Annotated in this window: 23 protein-coding genes and 1 pseudogene; 9 read left to right on the top strand and 15 right to left on the bottom strand. The window is 58.5% G+C overall.

Going from position 1 to position 20,089, the window contains the following annotated elements:
• Nucleotides 1-16: 16 nt before the first annotated feature.
• From KW848_RS32530 to KW848_RS26570, 5 genes and pseudogenes are all read right to left on the bottom strand, one after another.
• Nucleotides 17-742 carry a methyl-accepting chemotaxis protein gene (locus KW848_RS32530; RefSeq protein ID WP_375154737.1) on the bottom strand — a complete coding sequence of 242 codons (726 nt, stop codon included), beginning with the start codon at nt 740-742 and terminating at the stop codon, nt 17-19.
• A 132-nt stretch (nt 743-874) separates the two neighbouring features.
• Nucleotides 875-1,630 (bottom strand): annotated as a pseudogene (locus KW848_RS32525) (MCP four helix bundle domain-containing protein); the annotation flags it as partial.
• Between the two features lie 165 nt (nt 1,631-1,795).
• Nucleotides 1,796-2,743, bottom strand: coding sequence for a phosphatidate cytidylyltransferase (locus KW848_RS26580; protein WP_111448693.1), 948 nt, complete (start codon nt 2,741-2,743; stop codon nt 1,796-1,798).
• Nucleotides 2,740-3,339 carry a 1-acyl-sn-glycerol-3-phosphate acyltransferase gene (locus KW848_RS26575; protein ID WP_008156442.1) on the bottom strand — a complete coding sequence of 200 codons (600 nt, stop codon included), beginning with the start codon at nt 3,337-3,339 and terminating at the stop codon, nt 2,740-2,742. The genes KW848_RS26580 and KW848_RS26575 overlap by 4 nt, the downstream gene beginning before the upstream one ends.
• Entirely contained in the window at nt 3,326-3,958 is a 633-nt protein-coding gene (locus tag KW848_RS26570; RefSeq protein WP_192409690.1) for a CDP-alcohol phosphatidyltransferase family protein, read from the bottom strand. Before KW848_RS26570 ends, KW848_RS26575 begins: the two co-directional genes overlap by 14 nt.
• A 190-nt stretch (nt 3,959-4,148) precedes the next feature.
• Here KW848_RS26570 and KW848_RS26565 point away from each other — a divergent pair, with 190 nt between their 5' ends.
• The 3 genes from KW848_RS26565 (at nt 4,149) to KW848_RS26555 (ending at nt 6,074) form a co-directional block, all read left to right on the top strand.
• Nucleotides 4,149-4,580: a nuclear transport factor 2 family protein gene (locus KW848_RS26565; protein WP_111448695.1), complete on the top strand. Its 432-nt coding sequence runs from the start codon at nt 4,149-4,151 to the stop codon at nt 4,578-4,580.
• 161 nt (nt 4,581-4,741) lie between these two features.
• A complete protein-coding gene (locus KW848_RS26560; RefSeq protein ID WP_033056644.1) occupies nt 4,742-5,371 on the top strand; it encodes a hypothetical protein in 630 nt (209 codons plus the stop codon).
• Nucleotides 5,372-5,390: 19 nt separating this feature from the next.
• Nucleotides 5,391-6,074 (top strand): metalloregulator ArsR/SmtB family transcription factor, encoded by a 684-nt coding sequence (locus KW848_RS26555; RefSeq protein ID WP_218538548.1) that lies wholly within the window; start codon nt 5,391-5,393, stop codon nt 6,072-6,074.
• On the opposite strand, the gene KW848_RS26550 is transcribed toward KW848_RS26555, so the two are convergent.
• Nucleotides 5,983-6,543 carry a nucleotidyltransferase family protein gene (locus KW848_RS26550; RefSeq protein ID WP_218538547.1) on the bottom strand — a complete coding sequence of 187 codons (561 nt, stop codon included), beginning with the start codon at nt 6,541-6,543 and terminating at the stop codon, nt 5,983-5,985. The genes KW848_RS26555 and KW848_RS26550 overlap by 92 nt on opposite strands.
• 136 nt (nt 6,544-6,679) lie before the next feature.
• On the opposite strand from KW848_RS26550, the gene KW848_RS26545 reads away from it, so the two are divergent.
• Both KW848_RS26545 and msrA read left to right on the top strand, forming a co-directional pair.
• Complete coding sequence (locus KW848_RS26545) at nt 6,680-7,081, top strand: GFA family protein (protein ID WP_218538546.1); 402 nt, start codon at nt 6,680-6,682, stop codon at nt 7,079-7,081.
• 78 nt (nt 7,082-7,159) lie between these two features.
• Complete coding sequence (msrA, locus tag KW848_RS26540) at nt 7,160-7,666, top strand: peptide-methionine (S)-S-oxide reductase MsrA (protein ID WP_111448697.1); 507 nt, start codon at nt 7,160-7,162, stop codon at nt 7,664-7,666.
• Between the two features lie 47 nt (nt 7,667-7,713).
• Here the strand turns inward: msrA and panB are convergent, their stop codons facing one another.
• The 3 genes from panB to KW848_RS26525 all read right to left on the bottom strand — a co-directional run bounded on the left by panB (nt 7,714) and on the right by KW848_RS26525 (nt 10,122).
• The gene (panB, locus tag KW848_RS26535) at nt 7,714-8,514 is read right to left on the bottom strand and encodes a 3-methyl-2-oxobutanoate hydroxymethyltransferase (protein ID WP_218538545.1); all 801 of its coding nucleotides are present in this window, start codon (nt 8,512-8,514) and stop codon (nt 7,714-7,716) included.
• Nucleotides 8,515-8,611: 97 nt separating this feature from the next.
• A complete protein-coding gene (locus KW848_RS26530; protein ID WP_192409695.1) occupies nt 8,612-9,430 on the bottom strand; it encodes an AraC family transcriptional regulator in 819 nt (272 codons plus the stop codon).
• A gap of 77 nt (nt 9,431-9,507) precedes the next feature.
• The gene (locus KW848_RS26525; protein ID WP_218538544.1) at nt 9,508-10,122 is read right to left on the bottom strand and encodes a LysE family translocator; all 615 of its coding nucleotides are present in this window, start codon (nt 10,120-10,122) and stop codon (nt 9,508-9,510) included.
• 189 nt (nt 10,123-10,311) lie between these two features.
• Here KW848_RS26525 and KW848_RS26520 point away from each other — a divergent pair, with 189 nt between their 5' ends.
• Together KW848_RS26520 and KW848_RS26515 are read left to right on the top strand one after the other, a co-directional pair.
• The gene (locus KW848_RS26520) at nt 10,312-10,797 is read left to right on the top strand and encodes a MaoC family dehydratase (protein ID WP_218538543.1); all 486 of its coding nucleotides are present in this window, start codon (nt 10,312-10,314) and stop codon (nt 10,795-10,797) included.
• 201 nt (nt 10,798-10,998) lie between these two features.
• Nucleotides 10,999-11,418 carry an organic hydroperoxide resistance protein gene (locus KW848_RS26515; protein ID WP_192409698.1) on the top strand — a complete coding sequence of 140 codons (420 nt, stop codon included), beginning with the start codon at nt 10,999-11,001 and terminating at the stop codon, nt 11,416-11,418.
• Between the two features lie 815 nt (nt 11,419-12,233).
• Here KW848_RS26515 and KW848_RS26510 read toward each other — a convergent pair.
• The 5 genes from KW848_RS26510 to KW848_RS26490 form a co-directional block, all read right to left on the bottom strand.
• Nucleotides 12,234-13,742, bottom strand: coding sequence for a tripartite tricarboxylate transporter permease (locus KW848_RS26510; protein WP_192409699.1), 1,509 nt, complete (start codon nt 13,740-13,742; stop codon nt 12,234-12,236).
• A gap of 24 nt (nt 13,743-13,766) precedes the next feature.
• Complete coding sequence (locus KW848_RS26505) at nt 13,767-14,261, bottom strand: tripartite tricarboxylate transporter TctB family protein (RefSeq protein ID WP_218538542.1); 495 nt, start codon at nt 14,259-14,261, stop codon at nt 13,767-13,769.
• Nucleotides 14,258-15,229 (bottom strand): tripartite tricarboxylate transporter substrate binding protein, encoded by a 972-nt coding sequence (locus KW848_RS26500; protein ID WP_218538541.1) that lies wholly within the window; start codon nt 15,227-15,229, stop codon nt 14,258-14,260. Before KW848_RS26500 ends, KW848_RS26505 begins: the two co-directional genes overlap by 4 nt.
• A gap of 272 nt (nt 15,230-15,501) precedes the next feature.
• Complete coding sequence (locus KW848_RS26495; protein WP_218538540.1) at nt 15,502-16,590, bottom strand: polyamine ABC transporter substrate-binding protein; 1,089 nt, start codon at nt 16,588-16,590, stop codon at nt 15,502-15,504.
• Between the two features lie 51 nt (nt 16,591-16,641).
• Nucleotides 16,642-17,943 carry an FAD-binding oxidoreductase gene (locus KW848_RS26490; protein ID WP_218538539.1) on the bottom strand — a complete coding sequence of 434 codons (1,302 nt, stop codon included), beginning with the start codon at nt 17,941-17,943 and terminating at the stop codon, nt 16,642-16,644.
• Nucleotides 17,944-18,092: 149 nt separating this feature from the next.
• Here KW848_RS26490 and KW848_RS26485 point away from each other — a divergent pair, with 149 nt between their 5' ends.
• A complete protein-coding gene (locus KW848_RS26485) occupies nt 18,093-18,995 on the top strand; it encodes a LysR substrate-binding domain-containing protein (RefSeq protein WP_218538538.1) in 903 nt (300 codons plus the stop codon).
• Nucleotides 18,996-19,011: 16 nt separating this feature from the next.
• Here the strand turns inward: KW848_RS26485 and KW848_RS26480 are convergent, their stop codons facing one another.
• Complete coding sequence (locus KW848_RS26480; protein ID WP_218538537.1) at nt 19,012-19,233, bottom strand: hypothetical protein; 222 nt, start codon at nt 19,231-19,233, stop codon at nt 19,012-19,014.
• 257 nt (nt 19,234-19,490) lie between these two features.
• On the opposite strand from KW848_RS26480, the gene KW848_RS26475 reads away from it, so the two are divergent.
• Nucleotides 19,491-19,748, top strand: a complete 258-nt coding sequence (locus tag KW848_RS26475; RefSeq protein WP_218538536.1) for a DUF2790 domain-containing protein — start codon at nt 19,491-19,493, stop codon at nt 19,746-19,748.
• Nucleotides 19,749-20,089 lie beyond the last annotated feature (341 nt).

Here is a 20,089-nt window from a genome sequence, read left to right as displayed (position 1 = left end):
TGTCAGGACTGACGCCTTAAAGTCTGAACCGATCCACCGACTGCGAGAGCTTGCCTGCCAGGGTGGACAGCTCATCGGTGGTCGAGGCGGTCCGGCCGATGACCTTGCTGTTGCCTTCGGACATACCGGCAATCATTTCGACCTGATGGGCGATTTCGTTGCTGGCCAGACTCTGCTCACCGATGGTGCGGGTGATGTCATTGACCAGTTGCGTGGTGTTCAGCGTGGCGTCGAGAATTTCGCGGATGGCGCGTTCGACGTCGGCGGTCACAGCCATGCCTTTGTCGACCTGCGCCACGCCCGCCTCCATGCTGGTCACCGCCTCGCGGGTGCTTTGCTGGATGCGTGAGACCATCGTGGCAATTTCCTGGGTGGAGGCGCTGGTGCGTCCCGCCAGGCTGCGCACTTCATCGGCCACCACGGCAAATCCACGGCCTTGCTCACCGGCACGAGCGGCTTCGATCGCGGCGTTGAGCGCCAGCAGGTTGGTTTGATCGGCGATGCCCTTGATCACCTGGATGATGCTGAAAATCCCTTCGGACTCCTTGTCCAGCGTGCGGATCACTTGGGCCGATTGCTGCGCCGAACGCGCAATGCCGTCCATGTCGTTGACCACCTGATGGATCACGCGACCGCCATCCTTGGCCAGTGCCTCGGCCTGATTGGCCATGTTCAGTGCGCGCTCGGCATGCCGGGTGATTTCCTCGATGCTCGCGGTCATTTCGCTGGCGGCAGCCGCCATGGTGCTGGCCGCTACGCTTTGTTGCTGGCTGCTGCCGGCGACTTCGTGGCAGCCGCTGCTCAATTGTTCGCTCATGCCGCTCACGCCGTGGGCGTTGCTGCGCACGGCTTCGATCATGCCGCGCAGGTCGCGCTGCATGGTCGCAAGGCTGCGAATCAGAGCGCTGGCTTCGTCGTTGTGGGTGGGTTCGACAATCGGTTCGCTCAGGTTGCCATGGGCGATGCTGTCAGCAATGCGGCTGGCAGTCTGCAACGGCCCCATGATGCTCAGCATCACCGAGCGCCCCTGGGCCAGCAGCAATAACAGGCTGGCGATCAGGACACCGCCGAGGGTGAAATTGGCATTGCTGATGACGTTCTGAGTGTCGGCACGGGTCTGTTGGGTGTTGGTCTCGATCAGTTCGCTGAGGGTGGCCAACTGACTTTCCAACTGGCTGAATATGCTACTGAAACTGCCCAGTTGTTGCTGCGCGGCCTGCGGATTTTCCAGCGCCACCCCAACAATGCCTTCGGCTGCGCTGATGTAGGTATCAAGGCTGGGCTTGATCTTGTTCAGGGCCCCTTTGATGGTGTCGTTGACCGGCTGCTTAAGGTTTTCACCGAGCATTTCACGAAAATGCGCCGCATGTTCCTCGATGGAACTGCGCACCTCGGCTTTGCTGCTGGTGCTTTTACCCAACCCGACCAACATCGCGGACAGCACGTCGGCGCGTAAGGCGTCGTGCATCATGTCGGCTTCGAGGTGGTTGCGCAGCACGGTCATACTGACCTCGTTGTCATTCACCGCAGCAGCCATCCGGGTATTTCCCAGGTAACTGACCAGGCTCATGATCAACGCGGTAGCCAGCCCGGTGCCAATCAGCAGAATCAAACGTAATTTTATGGACACTTTGTGGATCCTCTCACAGCACGTTTGTCAGTTGCGTTGAAGCCAACCGCGGATTGGTTTGCTAAAGAGGTTATCGACCGGCACGAGTGGTTAATGAAGCGAAAGTCCATACGCGCATGTCTTTGCGACATGCGGTATGTTTTTTCGGTTTTGAGGGCGCCTGAATCAGGCAGCGGAGAAGAAGTAGCGCGTCAGGTGAAAGAAGATCGGCGCGGCGAAGCAAATCGAGTCCATCCGGTCGAGCATGCCGCCGTGACCTTTGATCATGGTGCCCCAGTCCTTGGCGCTCAGACTGCGTTTGATCGCCGACATGACCAGCCCACCGAGGAAGCCCATCACCACGATGACGAACGACATCAGCAGTGACTGCCAGAAGCTGAAGGGGGTCATCCAGAACATGCAGCCGCCAATCAGCGTTGCGGACAGGCCGCCACCGACCAGACCTTCGACCGTTTTTGACGGACTCACCAGCGGCGCAACTTTGTGCTTGCCCAAGAGTTTGCCGAACACGTACTGCAACACGTCACTCAACTGAACGACGAACACCAGGTAGAACAGCAACAGCGCGTTTTGGCCGGCGAATCCTTCCAGATCCAACAGCAACAGCGCGGGCGCATGGCTGATGCAATAAATGCAGATCATCACGCCCCACTGAATTTTTGCCGTCCTTTCCAGGAAGCCGTCAGTGTCCTGGCTCAGCACCGCAATCGCCGGTAGCAGCAGGAATGAATACACCGGAATCAGCAGCGTAAACATCGAATACCAGTGAGTACCGATCAGAATGTATTGCAGCGGGATCAGGATGAAAAACGCCGAAAACAAGGCGTTATGATCTCCCCGCCTGGTCGGTGTCAGGGTAATGAACTCCCTGAGCGCGAACAGTGAGATGAATCCGAACAGGACGACCGTTGCATTGCCGCCCAGCAGGTAGGACACGAAGAAGATGATGACCATCCCCCACCAGGCATTCACACGCTGATTGAGGTTTTCGATGGTCGAGACAGCGCCTTCCGTTTTGGCCCGCCGGGCCAGCAATCGACCGGCCAGCGAAGCAATCGCCAGCAAGCAGGCCAATCCGAAAAAGAACCACAAAAACTTTGCTTCAAGACTCATTTCGACAACCCCACAATGGCGTTACGCGCGCGTTCCAGAAACACCTGTTTATCCTCGCCAGCAATCCTTTCCATCGGATTGCCGATACGGATCGTGCAGATGATCGGCAGAGGGACGTGTTTGCCTTTGGGCATGGAGCGATGAAGGTTTTCCAGGTAGATCGGCACCAGGTCGACATCGGGGAAGGTCTCGGCCAGCCGGTAAAGACCTGATTTGAATTCCCCGGGCAGTGCCTCGGATGAGCGCGTGCCTTCCGGAAAGAAGATGATCGAATGACCCGCCTGCACCACATCGAAAATGGGCTCCAGCGCGTTTTTACCGGGCGCCGGTTTACGGTCGATCAGCACAGCATTCAGGCCTTTCTGGGAGATGTACGAGAGAAATCGGTTCTTCCCCCAGTAATCGGCAGCGGCGATCGGCTTCACATTCAACCTCGCCTCAGGCGGCAGGGCCGCAATGATGGCCAAGGTGTCCATGTGACTGGTGTGGTTGGCGAAATAGATTCGCTGACGCGTCAGATCCGGCGGGCTCTCCCATCTGGCCGTGACGCCAATCAGCAGTCGAAGAACAGAAATCAGCGCATTACTGATCCACATGGTCGGTCCCCTTCAACTGCTTGGCGATCGCCAGCGTTCGCGTGACGCAGGTGGCGACTGAACCAAGGGCGATGACAACCAGCGCGATCAACAGTACGTAGTGAGTGCCATAAAACTTTGCTTCGATGGCATTCAGCAGCAGTCCTGCGGTCATCACGGCCATTCGATGCTGCTTGGCCATAGGACCGATGAAGGTCTGCTTGAGGCCAATCGAGCCGCCGAACACCCTGACATAAGCAGTCAGTGCCGCCGCCAGGGCAGCAAACCATCCGAGGTCGGATTGGCCAATGGCATACCCCAACCCGACGATCAGCAGGCTGTCGGCAATCCGGTCGGGGAATTCGTTGTAGAGGCTGCCGATGTCGGACTTCTTGCCGCCCTCTATCGCCACCATCCCATCGAAAAGGTTGCACAGCAGGCGCAACTGAATGCCGATCGCGCAGCAGATCGATCCAATGACACCGCTATCAATATTGAGCGCCACGACGCCGGCAAGCGCGAAGGCGATGCTGGCGACGGATATCTGATTGGGGGAAATGTCTCTTTTCACCAAAATGTCGGTGATGTGTTTTGCCCAGCCCGCAGAGCGCGTCTTGATGGGCCTTCTGTTGTCATCCACTGGCCAATATCCCTATAAGTGATGAGTTACTACGTGTTGCATTGTAATGGCGAGTCGCGCTTCCTACCCAGGAATATGAGTCCTCAACGCAAGTTCGTTTTTTTCTCGGCTGCATGCTAGGTTGTACGATGACCGATAAGTGATGTTTTTCACTCTCGCTCCTACAACCCACAACAACAAGGAAACACCGATGAAAAAAGTGAAACTGCTGATTGGATTCTTGTGCCTTTTCAGTGGCTACGTAGCCGCCGCCCCCGCTTCCGCGGACAAGGATGTTGCGCAAGCCGTCGATCATCTGACGCAAGCCATGCTGCACAAGAACATTGCCGAACTGAAAGCACTGACCGCCGAGAACCTGACCTACGGGCATTCCAGCGGGAAGATCCAGGACAAGAAAGCATTCATCGACGATATCGAAACCGGCAAAAGCGCGTTCAAAACCCTGGAGATGCAGAACCAGACCATCACCATTTCGGGTGACGTAGCGTTGGTCCGCCATCACTTCTCGGCTCAAGCACTCAAAGGCACCGAAGTGGTTCCGACCGAAATCGAGAACTTCCAGATCTGGCAAAAACAGAAAGGCCACTGGTTGCTGGTCGGTCGACAAGCGTTCAAGTTCTGATTTTTGCGTAACGAAGGGGACACCCGTTAGCTAGGCTGCGGTGTCCCTACTCTCCCCTTTTACCTACCGTTGATCTGCGAGTTTGGCTTGGGCCCAATAAAAACATATTCGTATGCTTAAATTGATATTGTCGAACAATCCCATCACCAGAGGGTGCCGTCATGAATATCAAAGTCCTGGCTTTAATGCTGTTGGCGTTCTGTGCTCAACCGGCCTGGAGTCAGAATCCCCCCGCCGCTCCAGCCTCCGCCGACAGCGCCGCGCTGACCACGCGCCTGGCCTTGCGCGACCTGTGGGTCGAGCATATTTTCTGGATCAGAAACTACGCAATCGCCAATCAGGCGGCGGACAAACAGCAAGCCAAAGTCGCCGCTGACCAGGTCGTCGACAACGCGACCAAAATCGCCAACAGCATTGCTCCGCTCTACGGCCAGCCCGCTGCCGATCAATTGCTCAAGCTGCTTGCCGGTCACTGGGGCGCGGTGAAACACTACAGCGACGCCACGGTCGCCAAAGACACGAAAGGCAAGCAGGCAGCCGTCACGGATTTGACCAGCAATGCCAAGGCGATTGCGGCGTTTCTGGCCAAAGCCAACCCCAACCTGCCTGAAAACACACTGGTTGCCATGTTGTCGGCTCACGGCGGCCATCACGTCGCCCAGGTCGATGAACTCGCCGCGCACGATTACGCAGGCGAAGCACGCACCTGGCAGATGATGCGCACCCATATCGTGTCGCTGGCTGATGCGCTGACGGCCGCACTGGTCAAGCAGTTCCCGGACAAGTTCTGATACCGCGCGAGGGCAAACCATGCTGGAAGGACTGGGCCGTACACAGCAGGACCTGCTCAATGCGCTGCTGCACCACGCGGGCGGCATGAGCATTGACGAGTTGGCTGACCATCTTTCGGTGACACGCACCGCGGTTCGCCAGCATCTGGCGGCGCTGGAGCGTGACGCCTTGGTGCTGCGCGGCGAAACCCGGCCAACGGGCCGGCGTCCAGAGCAGCTGTATCGGCTCACCGACCATGCGCGGGAGCAGTTCCCTCGCCAATATCAGATGCTGGCCAGTGTGCTGATTGAAGAAGTGGCCGACATCATCGGCCCCGATGCCCTGGCTTCGCTGATGCGCAGCATGGGCCGCAAATTGGCCCTGGACCGCGAACCTCAGGTGGTTGACGAAGCCAGGATCGTGCAGCACATGAACCAGGCAGGATACGAAGCAGAGGTGTTTTTTCGCTCGTCCGACGACAAGGAAATCGTCGCGCATAACTGCGTCTTCCACCGCCTGGCCGCGGCCCACCCGGTGGTCTGCGAACTGGACCTGGCGTTGATCGGAGCGTTAGGCGGTGGTGAAGTCGATCACACGGAGTGCATGGTGCGCGGCGGAAATGTCTGTCGGTTCAAACTGCGACCAACCGTAGAAAAGGCCAGCGAGCCTGATAACTCCGGGCCTTCTGATCGAACAGATCGGGCTGATGATTCACCGGATTGATCCGCAAAAGCCCTTCTTCGACATCGCTCAAACCGTAAGGCGCGTACACCTCGCCGGTCACCACATCCAGACCGATACACGTCCCCGCAATCAGATACCGATCAATGCCATCCTTTGCCGACTGAAGCTTGGGATAAGCCCTGCCAAATCGCTGACCGTACCAAAGGTGAACCCGTGCCTGGTTCTTGATTTCGATGTTCACGTCCAGATCGTAAAAGAGCTTCCGGGCGGCAACGATGACTTCATTCTCGGCCTCCCACGACACGTCTTCATCAAAGTAGAAAACGTCGTAATCCTTGATGCCCCAAGCGGCGGGAAGCCCGGCTTGATGATTCCAGACCGCCTGAAAAAGGCAGCCCGCCGTCAACATGCATTGGTCCAGGCCGAGTGAAGGCAAACGCCGGGCAATCTCGGCATTTGCCGGATTGGCCATCGCGATCTCAATCAACGTTTCAGCGGTTAACGTCATGCTCTCTCCATGGGGTGCATCACATCCTGGGGCCGACAATACAATAAATCCGCCTGACGAAAGACCGGACACCTGGGTTTTACTCAACTCGGCAGACCGCTAAAGTGGCACGACCGAGACTTGAGAAACGATGAACATGGATGCACTTCACCAAGGAAGTTGCCTGTGCGGCGCAGTGAAATATCGGGTGGCCGCCGAGCTGAAAGCGCTTACCCATTGCCATTGCAGCCAATGTCGCAAGGGCCACGGGGCAGCGTTCGCGACGTATGCAAGCACCCTGAGGTCGGCGATTAAGATCATTGCGGGGGTCGAGACGCTGAAAACCTATCACTCGTCCGAAGGTGTCGCCCGACAGTTCTGTGGCGATTGCGGCTCTTCGCTGTTCTGGTCTGATTCCAAAGGCGAGTATTCGGATTGGATGTCCGTGGCGATAAGCACGCTGGACACACCGTTCCTGAGTGAAAAACAGAAACACGTGTGTGTTGCATCGAAAGCGCCGTGGTACGCAATCGAGGATCAGTGGCCGCGGATGGAGTGAGCGCTTTCGGCCAAGAAGCGAAAGCACATGAGGTACATTGATACCGGACGCTAAATTCACTGATGGGAGGGACCGTATATGACGACGCGAACTGAAACTGCGATCCTGGCCGGCGGTTGCTTCTGGGGCATGCAGGATCTGCTGAGACGCTACCCCGGCGTGCTCTCCACGCGGGTAGGCTACTCGGGCGGCGATGTACCCAACGCGACTTACCGCAACCATGGCACCCACGCGGAAGCGATCGAGATCGTGTTCGATCCGGACCAGATCAGCTATCGCCAGATCCTCGAGTTTTTCTTTCAGATCCACGACCCGACGACGAAAAATCGTCAGGGCAACGATGTGGGTATGAGCTACCGCTCGGCACTCTTCTATCTCAACGATGAACAGAAGCAGGTGGCCGAGGACACGGTGGCCGACGCTGATGCATCCGGCTTGTGGCCTGACAAGGTCGTCACTGAAATCGTGCCCGCTGGCCCGTTCTGGGAAGCAGAACCGGAACATCAGGACTACCTCGAACACTATCCCAACGGTTACACCTGCCATTTCATTCGGCCAGACTGGAAGCTGCCTAAACGAGGTTGATGGTGCGGCGAAAAACGGTCCCGCCGACGACTGTTGGCGAGACCGTTTCACGCCGAATACCCATGCTCCCCCGTCGGGAAAGCGCCCCCCTTCACCGCCGCCACATATGCCTCCAGCGCAGACTGGATGCTGTCTTGCCCGACCATGAAGTTGCGTACGAATTTGGGCGTACGACCGGTCAGGGACAGCCCCAGCATGTCGTGAAGGACCAACACCTGGCCATCGGTTCCCAGCCCGGCGCCAATGCCGATCACCGGGATGCGCACGGCCTGGCTGATCTGCTCGGCCAGCGGGCTGGGCAGGCATTCCACCAGCAACATCGCAGCGCCGGCCTCTTCCAGGCCCAGAGCAGCCTCAACCAACTGACGGGCCCGAACCGGGTCGCGCCCCTGAACCTTGAACCCTCCCAGAATGTTGACGGATTGCGGGGTCAATCCCAGGTGCACGCACACCGGAACACCGTTCTCGGTCAGTCGGCGAACGGTGTCCGCCAGCCAGATATCCCCTTCGAGCTTGACCATGTGGGCGCCCGCCTTCATCAGGCAGCCGGCGCTCTGCAATGCCTGCTCAAGGGTGGCGTAACTCATGAACGGCATGTCGCCAACGATGAAGGCACCGGCATTGCCGCGTTTGACGCAGGCGGTGTGGTAAGCCACATCTTTTACCTCCACCGGCAGCGTGCTGTCATGACCGTGCAACACCATTCCAAGGGTATCGCCGACCAGCAACATCTCCACGCCAGCACTACTGGAGGCGTGGGCGAAAGTGGCGTCGTAGCAGGTCAGCATGACGATTTTCTCTCCGCGCTGTTTGAGTCCTTGCAGAGTGGTCAGGGTGATATCGGGCATGACGAATATTCTCGTGCTGTGGCTGGAAGGATCAATCGGGCACGGCTCTGCTGCGAAATCCGGGTGAGCCCGAATCTCGGCGGTGCAACGCATTGGGTCAGTGGTCGAACGCTTTGGCAGGGCTACACCAGCGCGAAGGCGAAATACCGAAAGCCTTCTTGAAGTGCCTGGACATGTGGCTTTGATCGAAAAAACCCGCATCGATCGCCGCATCCGACAGTGCCAGCCCCGCTTGGGTGAGCGCTTTCACCCGGTCCAGGCGCCGCAGCGTGAGATAGCGGTGCGGACTGGTGCCGAAGAACATACGAAAGTCATTCGACAGGCTCCAGCGATCCCGCCCGGCGCAATCGGCCAGGTCGTCGAGGGTGATCGGCCGATCAAGGTTGTCGTCAATGTATTCGCGGGCTCGCGCCGCAGCGGCGAAGTGGTGGGCTGTCCGGCCGGGAGGCTGGCCCGCGAGCTCTGCCAGAGTCGTCACGAAGGTATAGAGGGCGTCGTCTTCCGCCAGCGAATCCAGTTCGTCACCCAGCGTATCGAAGAGCGCATCGGCCGCAGCGGCCAGGCGCGGATCCCGGGTGACGGCCGCCTTGAAAAACGGCAGCGGCTTGCCCTTCACAATCTGCTGAACCAGGGATGGCGGTACGTACACGCCGCGATAACGCAAACCCGCCTCGGAGCCTGCGCAACCATCATGGGATTCGTCGGGATGCACGATCATGGTTTCACCGGGCAGGCACAGTTTCGATTCACCCCGGTAATTGAAACGGTGCACGCCGGCGACGGTTCGGCCGATGGCGTACGTGTCGTGCCGATGAGGGTCGAAGGCGTGCGCGCAGAAGAACGCTTCGAACCGTTCAAGCTTCGAAGCCTCGGGAGCATGTCTGACCCAATCTCTTTGCGAAGGGTGATCTGGCATGGTGGCCCACCGGTGCGATTGCAGATGTGTACCTTCGAAACCATAACACGAGGGATCGACACGTCGCTCAAGCCGGTTCATGTCGCCTGAACGTGCAGGTAGAACGCGTGGAACATGAAGAAAGCACAGACCACGAGCGCCAGCCCCATCAGACGATTGAACACCGTGAAATAAGACTCACGGGTAATACGTCGGCCGAGGATGGCGCCCAGCAGCGAATAAACTCCGGGCGCCCCACCGCCGGCGATTGCCAGCAGCGCAGAGACGATCGCGATGGAGGAACCGGTGATGTGCGCCGCCGGCAACATGACACTGGTGATCGGCAACACCACCATGATGCCTTTGGGGTTCAGCACCTGAATCAAAAATCCGTTCCAGAACGTCAGGGTCTTTTGCGCTGCAACAGGGGGCTCGCTGACCCCCGGCACCACCGTCGTTGCGGTATAGACCTGGTAGGCGAGATAGAGCGTATAGAGACCGCCGACCAGTGAAATGTAAGGCAGCGCCCTCTGGGAAATAATCGCTTCACCGGTATAGCCAAAGAGGATGAACAGCATCAACAACGCGCAGCCCACGCCGACGAAGAAACCCAGGGAGCGCCGAAACCTTCCCGTCAGCCCGGCGTTCAGCGCCATGAAATTGACCGGCCCCGGGCTGTACATCACGCTGAAGGCGTAGAGAAAAATGTCCATGACTTGCCTGCAATTAACCAAGAAACGCGGTACGAATCGTTGGAGTCTACGCAGGCAAACTGTCGCTTGGCTTGTACGTTTGTGGGTCGCGAATTAGCGGGTTGACGCGTGACAATAACCCACTTATTGATTAAGCACGCTCATCGGTGCTTCCGGTTGAGAGCACCTCATCAATAAAAGGATTATTCAGTGATCAGCTTCAGACAGCGCGCCGCCAAAGGGCTGCAAGCAGGCGACAGCTTCACGGTATCCCGCCGCTTCAGTGAGCAAGACATTCAACGCTTCGCCAACATTTCCCGCGACTACAACCCCGTGCATTTCGATGCGCGTTTCGCCGAGGCCCGCGGCTTCAGGGCGCCGGTTTCCCATGGTCTGCTGACGGCCAGCCTGGTCACCGAAATCGGTGGGCAGATCGGTTGGCTGGCGTCAGGCATGACGTTTCACTTCAAGAAACCCGTGTATGCCGGCGACACCATCACCTGCCATTGGGTAATCACCAACATCGATGAAAAGGACCGGGCCACGGCGACTATCACAATGACCAACGAGGACGACATCGTCGTGCTGGAAGCACAAACCAGCGGCGTCGTGCCGGGCGTGAAGGAGCGAGAAATCCTGACGCAGATGCTGCATGAAGGTGATCCCACAAACGGTGTCACGGCCCCTCGCGAATAACGGCTTCACGTGTATCGACGAAGGTGACCGGGGATTTGTAACGCTCTGTATGTTCGCGGGCGATCTTACACAGCGATACACAATCGCCGGATCAGGACACATACGCAGTACATGAAGGTGAAAAAGTGGGTGGCGTCGCACACCTGGCGTTCTCCGATGAACCCAGGCTAATGAGCCCAACACCCCAGCAGGAGCCACCTCATGATCAATGAAATCGATACCGTGCTTTACACCGGCAAGACCCACACGACCGGAGGCCGTAACGGCGAGTCGCGAAGCGACGATGGACGTTTGGACATCAAGCTTTCCGCGCCTGGCTCGTCAGGGAGTGGCACCAATCCCGAACAGCTGTTGGCAGCAGGTTGGTCGGCCTGTTTCATCGGTGCAATGGGTAAGGCGGCTGTTGCGTTGAAAGTGACCCTGCCGAGCGATGTTGCCGTCGATGCCGAAGTGGACCTGGGCAAGACCGAAGATGCCTTTTTCCTCCAGGCGCGCCTCAATGTCAGCCTTCCGGGTCTGGATCCTGCAGTCGCACGGGCGGTGGTGGATGGTGCCCACCAGCGGTGCCCGTACTCGAAGGCGACCCGTGGCAACATCGACGTCACGATTAATCTGGTTTGATCGAAACACCTCGTGCGGCGCTGTTCACTTAGGGGTGGGGTACATATCCGTTTCTGCGGTGATGGCGGCTGGCGGTTTCGCTTTTACAGCGAGTCACTTGGAAAAGCGCCAAGTAACCAAACGCTTTTGCCCCTGACGTACGGTGCCTCGCCTAGGCTCGGCATGCCCTCGCTCCGGTCCTGCTCCGTGGGCCCGCCGCCATCGGCCATCCATGGCCGGGGGCGGCTACCGCGGCATCCTTGCCGCGGTGCCCACTGCGCAGAACCTGCGCTCGGCCTTCCGACGGGGCAGATCAAGATCAAAAGCCAAAGCAAAGCAAGATCAACAGCCCGGTGTTGTACCTGTGTGCGAGCCTGCTCGCGAAAAACGTCCGGACACCGTGTTCATTCAGACAGCCCGCGTTATCGTTCACGTCTTTCGCGAGCAGGCTCGCTCCCACAGGGGGAATGCATACGCATGAAGAGACAGGCCGGCCGGTAGGCCGCCTCGCTTTGCTTTTGCGGTGCACGCCGCCTCGGGAGGCTTCGTTCCGGTTCTGCGCAGTGGGCAACCCGGCATGGATGCCGGGTTAGCCGCCCCCGGCCATGGATGGCCGATGGCGGCGGGCCCACGGAGCAGGACCGGAGCGAGGGCATGCCGAGCCTTAGCGAGGCACCGAACGACAGGGGGCAAGAGCGCTTTGGTTACTTTCCGCCGGGCCGCGCAGGCTTTTCGAAAGTGACTCGCTGTAAAAGCGAAACCGCCAGCAGCCATCACCGCAGAAACGGATATGTACTCCAACCTTAAGTAAACAGCATTACCCGTGCAGCCTGCGCTCAATCGTCCTCATGCAACTTGATACCGCGGGCGTGAAGCAGGTGCGGAACCACCAGCACCAGCAGCGTCAGTGCGAGGAACGCGGCCGATATCGGTTGTGTCACAAACACCAGCCAGTCTCCCTCGCTGATGGACAACGCATTGCGCAGCTGCTTTTCAGCCATCGGCCCCAGCAGCATGCCGACGATCACGGGCGCGACTGGAAAATCGAAACGACGCATCAGCACCCCGCCCCAACCGATCGCCAACATCAGCATAAGATCGAAGGAAGAATGGCGCATGCCGTACACGCCGATGGTGGCAAACACCAGAATGCCGGCGTTCAGGTACGGACGGGGAATCTGCAGGAGCTTGACCCACAGGCCCACCAACGGAAGATTCAACACCAACAGGATCACGTTGCCGACATACAGCGAGGCCACCAGGGTCCAGACCAATTCTCCCGACGTCTGAAAGAGCATCGGCCCCGGCTGCAGGTTGTAGTTCTGGAACGCAGCCAACAGAATCGCCGCGGTAGCGGACGTCGGTATGCCGAGCGTCAGCAGTGGCACCAACGAACCCGTCGCACTCGCGTTGTTGGCCGCCTCGGGACCGGCAACTCCCTCGATCGCCCCCTCGCCCTTGCTGCCCGCAAACTCTTTCGGGTACTTGCTCAGTTTGCGTTCCGCCGAATAGGACAGGAACGTCGGAATTTCCGCGCCCCCGGCCGGAATCGACCCGAATGGAAAGCCGATCAACGTGCCCCGTAGCCAGGCGGGGACCGAGCGTTTCCAGTCAGCGCGCGTCATCCACAACGAGGTCAAACGGTGCCGGCCGGACGTTTCTTCTTTCTGATAAAGCAGGCTGTACAACGCCTCACCCACTGCAAACAAACCGACCGCCACGAGCACGACTTCGATGCCATCGACCAACTCCGGCACCGCCAAGGTGTAACGGGCAATGCCCGAGGTCGAGTCCAGGCCGATCAAGCCGATGGTCAGCCCAACCCCTAGCGAGGCAAAACCGCGCAGCATCGAAGCGCCGAGTACCGCAGACACCGTCGTGAAGGACAGCACCAGAATCGCGAAATACTCCGCAGGACCAAACTTGAGCGCCAGCGTGGCAACAATCGGGGCAAACAACGTCAGCAACACCGTCGCGATGGTGCCGGCAACAAATGAGCCTATCGCGGCGGTGGCCAGGGCCGGTCCTGCCCGGCCGTTGCGCGCCATGAGGTTGCCTTCCAGGGCCGTGACCATGGAGGACGATTCTCCGGGCGTATTGAGCAGGATAGAAGTGGTCGAGCCGCCAAACTGCGCGCCGTAATAGATACCGGCGAACATGATCAAGGCGCCCGTGGGATCGACCTTGGCGGTGATCGGCAACAGCAGCGCCACCGTCAGCGCCGGCCCAATACCCGGCAAGACACCAATGGCGGTGCCAAGCAAACAGCCGATAAAACCCCACATCAAGTTGATCGGTGTCAGCGCAGCGGAAAAACCAATGGCCAGGTTCGCGAGAGTTTCCACCTTGTTTACCTCCTTCGGCCCGGGTCAGATCCAGGCATTGACAAGGGGCGGCAGGGAAACCCCTAGCCCGGCGTTGAACAGCCAGTAAATCGGCAGGGTCAAGGCAATGCCGATAGCGAGGTCCTTCACTGGGCGACGACTGCCAAACCCCCGTGCCGAACAGGCAAACAGCAGCCCGGCGGCCAATACGAAGCCGATGAGGTTAATCAGCACGGCCACCCCCACCAGTCCCGCCGTCACCCAGGCTGCGCCAGCTTTTCCGCCGGGCAGCGCTTGGGCAGCTTCGTCGCTGTGGTCCGCCAGCTCGCGGAAACCACCGGTGGCGGCCTGATAACACAGCAACAGACCGACCACGCCCAGGAACACCGCGACGGCGTACGGATAGACGTGGGCCCCCAGGATCACGAAGCCCATCTCGGGAGGAAACCGAAATGCGCCCACCGCCAACACGGCGCTGATAGCGATCACTCCGGCGCCGATCGCCAGTTGCACCGGCACGATTGCGCGAGGCTGAGTCATTTCGAAACCAGTCCGACCTCGACCAGCATCGCCCGCAGCCGCACATGCTCTTCGTCGACGAATTTGCCGAACTCATCGCCGGTCAGGACGTTGGGTGACCATTTGTTGGTGTCGATATTGTCTTTCCAGACTTTGCTGTTGGTGGCGGCCACGACGGCGTCGGTCACTTCTTTGCGCTGCTCGGGCGTGAGGTTCGCGGCACCGTAAACGCCCCGCCAATTGCCGATGGTTACGTCGTAACCTTTCTCTTTGAGGGTCGGTGCATCGATGCCTTCGATACGCTCGGGCGAGCCGATGGCGAGTACACGGAACTGGCCGTTCCTGATGTATTGGCCCAGCTCGGCATAACCACCGGTGATCACCTTGATCTGCCCGCCCAATGCCTGAGCAACGACTTCACCCCCGCCCGCGAAGGCCACGTAATTCACCTTGTTGACCGGGACACCCATTTTCGCAGCCAACTCGGCAATGCCGATGTGATCGATCGACCCCTTGGAGCCACCGCCCCAGGAAATACTGGTCGGCTTGTCCTTGAAGACCTTCAGCAAGTCCTCCAGGGTTTTGAATTCAGACTCCTTGCGCACGGCAATCACGTTGTACTCGGTGAACAACCGGGCAATCGGCGTTACGTCCTTCAAGGTGATTTGCGGTGTGTTCTGTTCAATGGCAGTGACCATGATCGCGCCGACAACCAGCAGCGCATTCGGATCGCCCTTGGTGCTGTTGGCGAACTGCGCCAGCCCCAACGTCCCCCCTGCTCCGCCCTTGTTCTCGAAGGTGGTGGATTTGGCCGTGTTGGCCTCGATCATGGCTTTGCCCAGAACCCTCGCGGTCTGGTCATAGCCGCCACCCACAGAACCCGGGGCCATGAACTTGACGGTGTCCAGCGCAAAGGCCGGTGTCGCGAGTGCGGCAGCGGTCATTCCCACTGCCATGTAGCGGCTGAATCGACTAAACAAAGCGAACATGCGTTTTCTCCCGAGACTTTTTGTTTTTATGGGCACCCGTTGAACATCGATCTGGGAGCAAACCCTGATCAATGAATATCCATCTCGGGATAAGCGTAGGCCATGGTCAGGGCGATGACATGCAACGAAGAATCTCTTGGAGTAAGCCTAATGCCAATCAGCTAAGCAATTTCAGCTGCTACAGATTGCATTGCGGGTTAACTGACTGACATTAGGCCTGCACTCCTGAGGGGCGCCTGATGTGGCGCACCCCAAGGATTGTGTCGATGTTGTTATGTGTTGGTTTTCAACTTGGTCCACAGGCGGGTCGTCAGCCGTGCAATGGCCGCGGGAAGTTCCTCGACGGTAAACAGTTTGTCCAGCACACCTGTCGGCGGGTAAATCGCCAGGTCCTGCTTCACCGCCGGACCAACATACTGATCCGCCGCCAGGTTGGGGTTGGCGTAATGGATGCTGTTGCTGATGTTGGCAATGACCTGCGGTGTCAGCAGGTAGTTCATGTAGGCGTAGCCATTCTTTTCGTGCGGTGCGCTCTTGGGCATGACCACCATGTCGAACCACAGCGTCGAGCCTTCGTCAGGGATCGAATAGGCGATGTCGATGCCGTTTTTGGCTTCCTTGGCGCTGGCGGCCGCCTGCACGATGTCGCCATTGAAACCGATCACCGCGCAGACATTGCCGTTCGCCAGGTCGCTGATGTACTTGGAGGCGTGGAAATACTGGACGTAAGGCCTGATTTTGAGCAGAGCCTGCTCGGCTTTCTTGTAATCCGCCGGCTCGTGGCTATGCGGCGGCAGCCCCAGGTAATTCAGGGTGATCGGCAGGATCTGCGTAGGGTTATCGATAATCGCCACGCCGCACTGGCTCAGCTTCTTGATGTTGTTTTCATCAAAAAACAGGTTCCAGGAATGGGTGACATCGGTGTTGCCGAAGATCGCCTTGATCTTCTCGACGTTGTAGCCGATACCCGCCGTGCCCCACATGTACGGATAACCGTACTGGTTGCCCGGATCATTGACCTCGAGTTTTTTCATCAACGCCGGATCAAGGTTTTTCCAGTTGGGCAGCTGGCTTTTATCGAGTTTCTGCACCGCCCCGGCTTTGATCAATCGGGACAGAAAATGGTTTGAAGGGCTCACCACGTCATAGCCGGTGTTGCCGGTCATCAGTTTGGATTCGAGTACTTCGTTGCTGTCGTGAATGTCGTACGTCGCCTTGATCCCCGTCTCCTTGGTGAACGTGGTCAAGGTGTCGTCGGCGATGTAGCCGTTCCAGTTTGATATGTTGACGACTTCGTCAGCGTAAGTGGCTGCCGACAACGTCGTCAGCACGACCATCAGGGAAATGTTATTGACGCGCATGTTCAATCACCGTGTGTTTGATGAGTTTTTATTGTTTGATCGCCGGGTGTTCTAGATTTCTGTTTTGGCCCTGACCGCCTCCACGCGCATTCGAAGCATGGCACCGATATCGAGCAAGGGGCGTGGCGGCAGCCAGCCCGGCTGGGCCCTGCGCATCACCGATTCGAGGATGGGCGAGCTGTCACCCGATGCCAGTTCGGCGAGCAAGCGGCCCCAAAGGGTGCCGCGTGCGACGCCCGAACCATTGCAGCCGGCCACCGCAAACACACCTTCGTCGACCTTGGCGAAATACGGTTGCCCGGTGCGCGAAGCGCTCAAGTGTCCGGTCCAGGTGTATTGAATGTCCTGCTCGTTCAAGAACGGGAAGCGTCGTTGCAAACCGAGTACATGGTGTTTGCGGCGCTGCAGCAGCTCACTGTTGGATAAATCCCGAGAACGGTATTCCGCCGTGTTGCGGATCATCACGCGGCGGTCCGGAGTCAGTCGCACCGTGGCGCCCAGTGGCCGGGTGGACAGCACACCCCAAGGCTCAACCGCGCCGATGGACTTGAACTCGGCGTCGCTGAGCGGTCGTGTCAGGCTGGCGCTGAGTTCCATCGGGAACGTCCCGCTGTCCTCTATCCCTGAGCGCGGAATGAACGCGTTCAGGCACACCAGGACTTGCCTGGCTTCGATGCTTCCATCGGTGCCATTGGCGCGAATACGCCCTTTGCCCAAATGTTCAAGGCCAGTGATATCGGTGTTCTCAAACAGGGTCACGTTGGCCGGCAGCGTATCCAGCAGGCCTCTCACGTATTTGGCGGGTTGCAGCAGTGCGTTGCCATTGCCGCACCAGATCGCAGCCTGGTAATGCGCGGTGCCCAGTTGTTTACTCAGCGATTCACCTTCCAGAAAATGCGCAGAGGCGCCAACAGCACGTAGCGTTGCCAGTTTGGCGACGACGTCGGTCAACTTGCCGGGATCGTTGACGGCGAAGAAGTAGCCCGACTCCCTGAATTCACACTCGATGCCCAGCCGAGCGATGCGCTGGCGCACTTCGTCACTGGCGGCACGGGAAATCGAAGTATCGACTTCAAAACCGGCAAACCCCGGGTTGCCGATCAGCTCATCCTTGGCCGGATGTTCGTGCCCCACCACGAAACCTGAATTGCGCGCCGAGGCGCCCTGCGCGGCCCGCTGTCTGTCGACAATCACGATCCGCGCCTGAGGGTGCATTTCAGCAAGGCTGTGAGCGGCGCACAGCCCGGTAATACCGGCACCGACAATCAGCCAATCGGCTTTTTGCGTGCCTTTGAGAGTATCGCGAGCGGGAGAGCTCCCCGCCTGCGCAATCCAGCCACATACATTGGTCATGCATCACCTCGTCTGCCTGTCGTTCCGCAAGCACCGAACATGACGTCATTGCATGAGTCTTTCCGGCCGGCGCTGGCTAGAGCTAGAATCTATAAGGCCTGTAGTGATACAACCAACGTTATAAACTCATCGAGCCATTCAAAAAACGCATGGATAAAATTCACCACGTTCCTTCTCTCCAGGCCTTGCAGGCGCTGGTCGAAGTCGCAGGCTCGGGCAGCTTCACACAAGCGGCGCAAAAGCTGTGCCTGACCCAAAGTGCAGTGAGCCGAAAAATCCAGCAGTTGGAGAGCCACTTCGACTTGCCGATGTTCGTGAGGAATAGCCGCAGTGTTCGACTGACACCGGAAGGCGAACAGGTGCTTGCGACCGCCCGAAGTATCCTGGCGCAACTGAAAACCCTTGAAGATCGGCTGACACCGCAAAAACGACCTTTTCGCATACGCATGCATGTGTCGCTGGCGGTTCGATGGTTGCTGCCAAAGTTGAGCGAGTTCTATCGAAGTCATCCGCAGGTTTCACTGTCGATCGAAACAGTGGCCACGGAAGTGGTGGAGCCGGCCATCGACAGCGACGCCTACATCCTCTATCTGCCAGAACCGTCCCGCGATCCTGACTGCCTGACCTTGTTCGAGGAGGCGCTGGTGCCGGTGTGCGCCCCGGGTCTGGGCAGCACGACCCAGCCGTTGGAATCGGTGGCCGATCTCGTGCGTTTCCCACTGTTGCATCGCTCGGCGGACAAGCATGACTGGGTCCAGTGGCTGCACGCCAATGGCGGCCAGTCACTAGAGGACTACCGCCATATCCCCTTCAACCTCGACGAGTTGGCGCTTGATGCGGCGGCGCGAGGGTTGGGCGTCGCCATGACGGACCTGACCCTGGCGGGAGAATCACTCGAGCGAGGCGTGCTCGTCGTTCCGTTCGGCCACCCCTTGAAGACCCGCGGTATTTACGCTTTGAATCTGCAACCTTCCGCCGCCGCTCATCCAGCCTGCTCGCTGATTATGCAGTGGTTTGCCCAACAGGCCGAACAGCCGGCAGGCGACGATTGACCACCCTGATTGACCACTATGTTCCGCGCCCCAACCCTTGTGTCGCATTGGCAAAAGCAGCGCTCGCCTCTTGAACCAGCCTGCGCCATTCAACGCTGCTGATGAGTCCGGTGCGCTCCATCTCATCGGCAGCCTTGAGCAACTCGTCATATTGCTCTTCGGCATCCATGCGGATTTCGGGCACTTTCAGGAGCTGATACCAGGCCGCCAAGGCTTCGCTCTTTTGATCACCACTCATGCTCAAACTCCCTAAGACAGACAGTCTTCAATTGGAAGTTTTCTCACGGGTGACGTTCCTCGCTCCCGACATACGGCTCCAAAGCAATCGCTGACCTGATCCTCGAAGCCGCCGGTCACCCACCGTCACTTCGGCGCCGTTTCATTAGAAAATTGTCATTCAACTGTGGGTCGGTTATGCGGATCGCCTGGTTAACCTTAATTCACTGCCGGGCACCCCATCGGCAGCCAACCCGCCTCTGAATAGAGGAAGTCATCATGAAAATGTTAATCCTCGGGTTTGCTGCTCTCCTCGCCACGGGTTTTGCGTTTGCAGATACCCAGACCGCCGAACCTGTCATCCACGACAAGACCGGTTCCTTCGTCCACCTGGATATCGCCAAAGACCTGTCCAGCAATATCATCACGCAAGAATGCGGCATCATCCCCGCGCAGCTGACTTACCTCGACCATCAGGGCCGCAAGCACGCGCTGGATTACCAGGTCCAGGGCATGAATTGCATTGGTGATAACTGATCAGACGCCTGTACTCACAGAGGATCGGGCTACTCTGGCGCCACTGGCTGACCTCTGTAGCCCGCCGCTGCGAGAGGTATGTGCTGACACCGCTTAAGGTTGGGGTACATAGCCGCCGTGACCGCAAAAACGGATATACACACAAAAAAACAGGCAGGCCCTTGATCCACCGCCCCCTAGCTACGCATGTGTGTGTGTGTATCTGGAAACACCAAACTCAAGTGAACAGCATTACGGACGTGCACCCGGCTTTTTTCTTTCCTGCGCTTCTGACCCGATCAGACGAATCAAAAAGCGACTTCAACTGAAATGGCCAAAAACGCCATCCCCCTTGAGCAGTT

Origin of the sequence: Pseudomonas sp. PDM25 (assembly GCF_019219045.1) — a bacterium.
Classification (GTDB): Bacteria; Pseudomonadota; Gammaproteobacteria; order Pseudomonadales; family Pseudomonadaceae; genus Aquipseudomonas.
The sequence above is the reverse complement of the archived record's forward strand: the minus strand, read 5'-3'. Positions and strand labels throughout refer to the sequence as shown.

What these genes read in the sequence shown, in the direction of transcription:
- KW848_RS26485 (WP_218538538.1), top strand. Translation starts at nt 18,093, where the DNA reads ATGGATAAAATTCACCACGTTCCTTCTCTCCAGGCCTTGCAGGCGCTG.
- KW848_RS26515 (WP_192409698.1), top strand. Translation starts at nt 10,999, where the DNA reads ATGATCAATGAAATCGATACCGTGCTTTACACCGGCAAGACCCACACG.
- msrA (WP_111448697.1), top strand. Translation starts at nt 7,160, where the DNA reads ATGACGACGCGAACTGAAACTGCGATCCTGGCCGGCGGTTGCTTCTGG.
- KW848_RS26545 (WP_218538546.1), top strand. Translation starts at nt 6,680, where the DNA reads ATGGATGCACTTCACCAAGGAAGTTGCCTGTGCGGCGCAGTGAAATAT.
- KW848_RS26575 (WP_008156442.1), bottom strand. Translation starts at nt 3,339, where the DNA reads ATGTGGATCAGTAATGCGCTGATTTCTGTTCTTCGACTGCTGATTGGC.
- KW848_RS32530 (WP_375154737.1), bottom strand. Translation starts at nt 742, where the DNA reads ATGGCGGCTGCCGCCAGCGAAATGACCGCGAGCATCGAGGAAATCACC.
- KW848_RS26555 (WP_218538548.1), top strand. Translation starts at nt 5,391, where the DNA reads ATGCTGGAAGGACTGGGCCGTACACAGCAGGACCTGCTCAATGCGCTG.
- KW848_RS26495 (WP_218538540.1), bottom strand. Translation starts at nt 16,590, where the DNA reads ATGCGCGTCAATAACATTTCCCTGATGGTCGTGCTGACGACGTTGTCG.
- KW848_RS26530 (WP_192409695.1), bottom strand. Translation starts at nt 9,430, where the DNA reads ATGCCAGATCACCCTTCGCAAAGAGATTGGGTCAGACATGCTCCCGAG.
- panB (WP_218538545.1), bottom strand. Translation starts at nt 8,514, where the DNA reads ATGCCCGATATCACCCTGACCACTCTGCAAGGACTCAAACAGCGCGGA.
- KW848_RS26550 (WP_218538547.1), bottom strand. Translation starts at nt 6,543, where the DNA reads ATGACGTTAACCGCTGAAACGTTGATTGAGATCGCGATGGCCAATCCG.
- KW848_RS26475 (WP_218538536.1), top strand. Translation starts at nt 19,491, where the DNA reads ATGAAAATGTTAATCCTCGGGTTTGCTGCTCTCCTCGCCACGGGTTTT.
- KW848_RS26580 (WP_111448693.1), bottom strand. Translation starts at nt 2,743, where the DNA reads ATGAGTCTTGAAGCAAAGTTTTTGTGGTTCTTTTTCGGATTGGCCTGC.
- KW848_RS26480 (WP_218538537.1), bottom strand. Translation starts at nt 19,233, where the DNA reads ATGAGTGGTGATCAAAAGAGCGAAGCCTTGGCGGCCTGGTATCAGCTC.
- KW848_RS26505 (WP_218538542.1), bottom strand. Translation starts at nt 14,261, where the DNA reads ATGACTCAGCCTCGCGCAATCGTGCCGGTGCAACTGGCGATCGGCGCC.
- KW848_RS26525 (WP_218538544.1), bottom strand. Translation starts at nt 10,122, where the DNA reads ATGGACATTTTTCTCTACGCCTTCAGCGTGATGTACAGCCCGGGGCCG.
- KW848_RS26490 (WP_218538539.1), bottom strand. Translation starts at nt 17,943, where the DNA reads ATGACCAATGTATGTGGCTGGATTGCGCAGGCGGGGAGCTCTCCCGCT.
- KW848_RS26565 (WP_111448695.1), top strand. Translation starts at nt 4,149, where the DNA reads ATGAAAAAAGTGAAACTGCTGATTGGATTCTTGTGCCTTTTCAGTGGC.
- KW848_RS26500 (WP_218538541.1), bottom strand. Translation starts at nt 15,229, where the DNA reads ATGTTCGCTTTGTTTAGTCGATTCAGCCGCTACATGGCAGTGGGAATG.
- KW848_RS26560 (WP_033056644.1), top strand. Translation starts at nt 4,742, where the DNA reads ATGAATATCAAAGTCCTGGCTTTAATGCTGTTGGCGTTCTGTGCTCAA.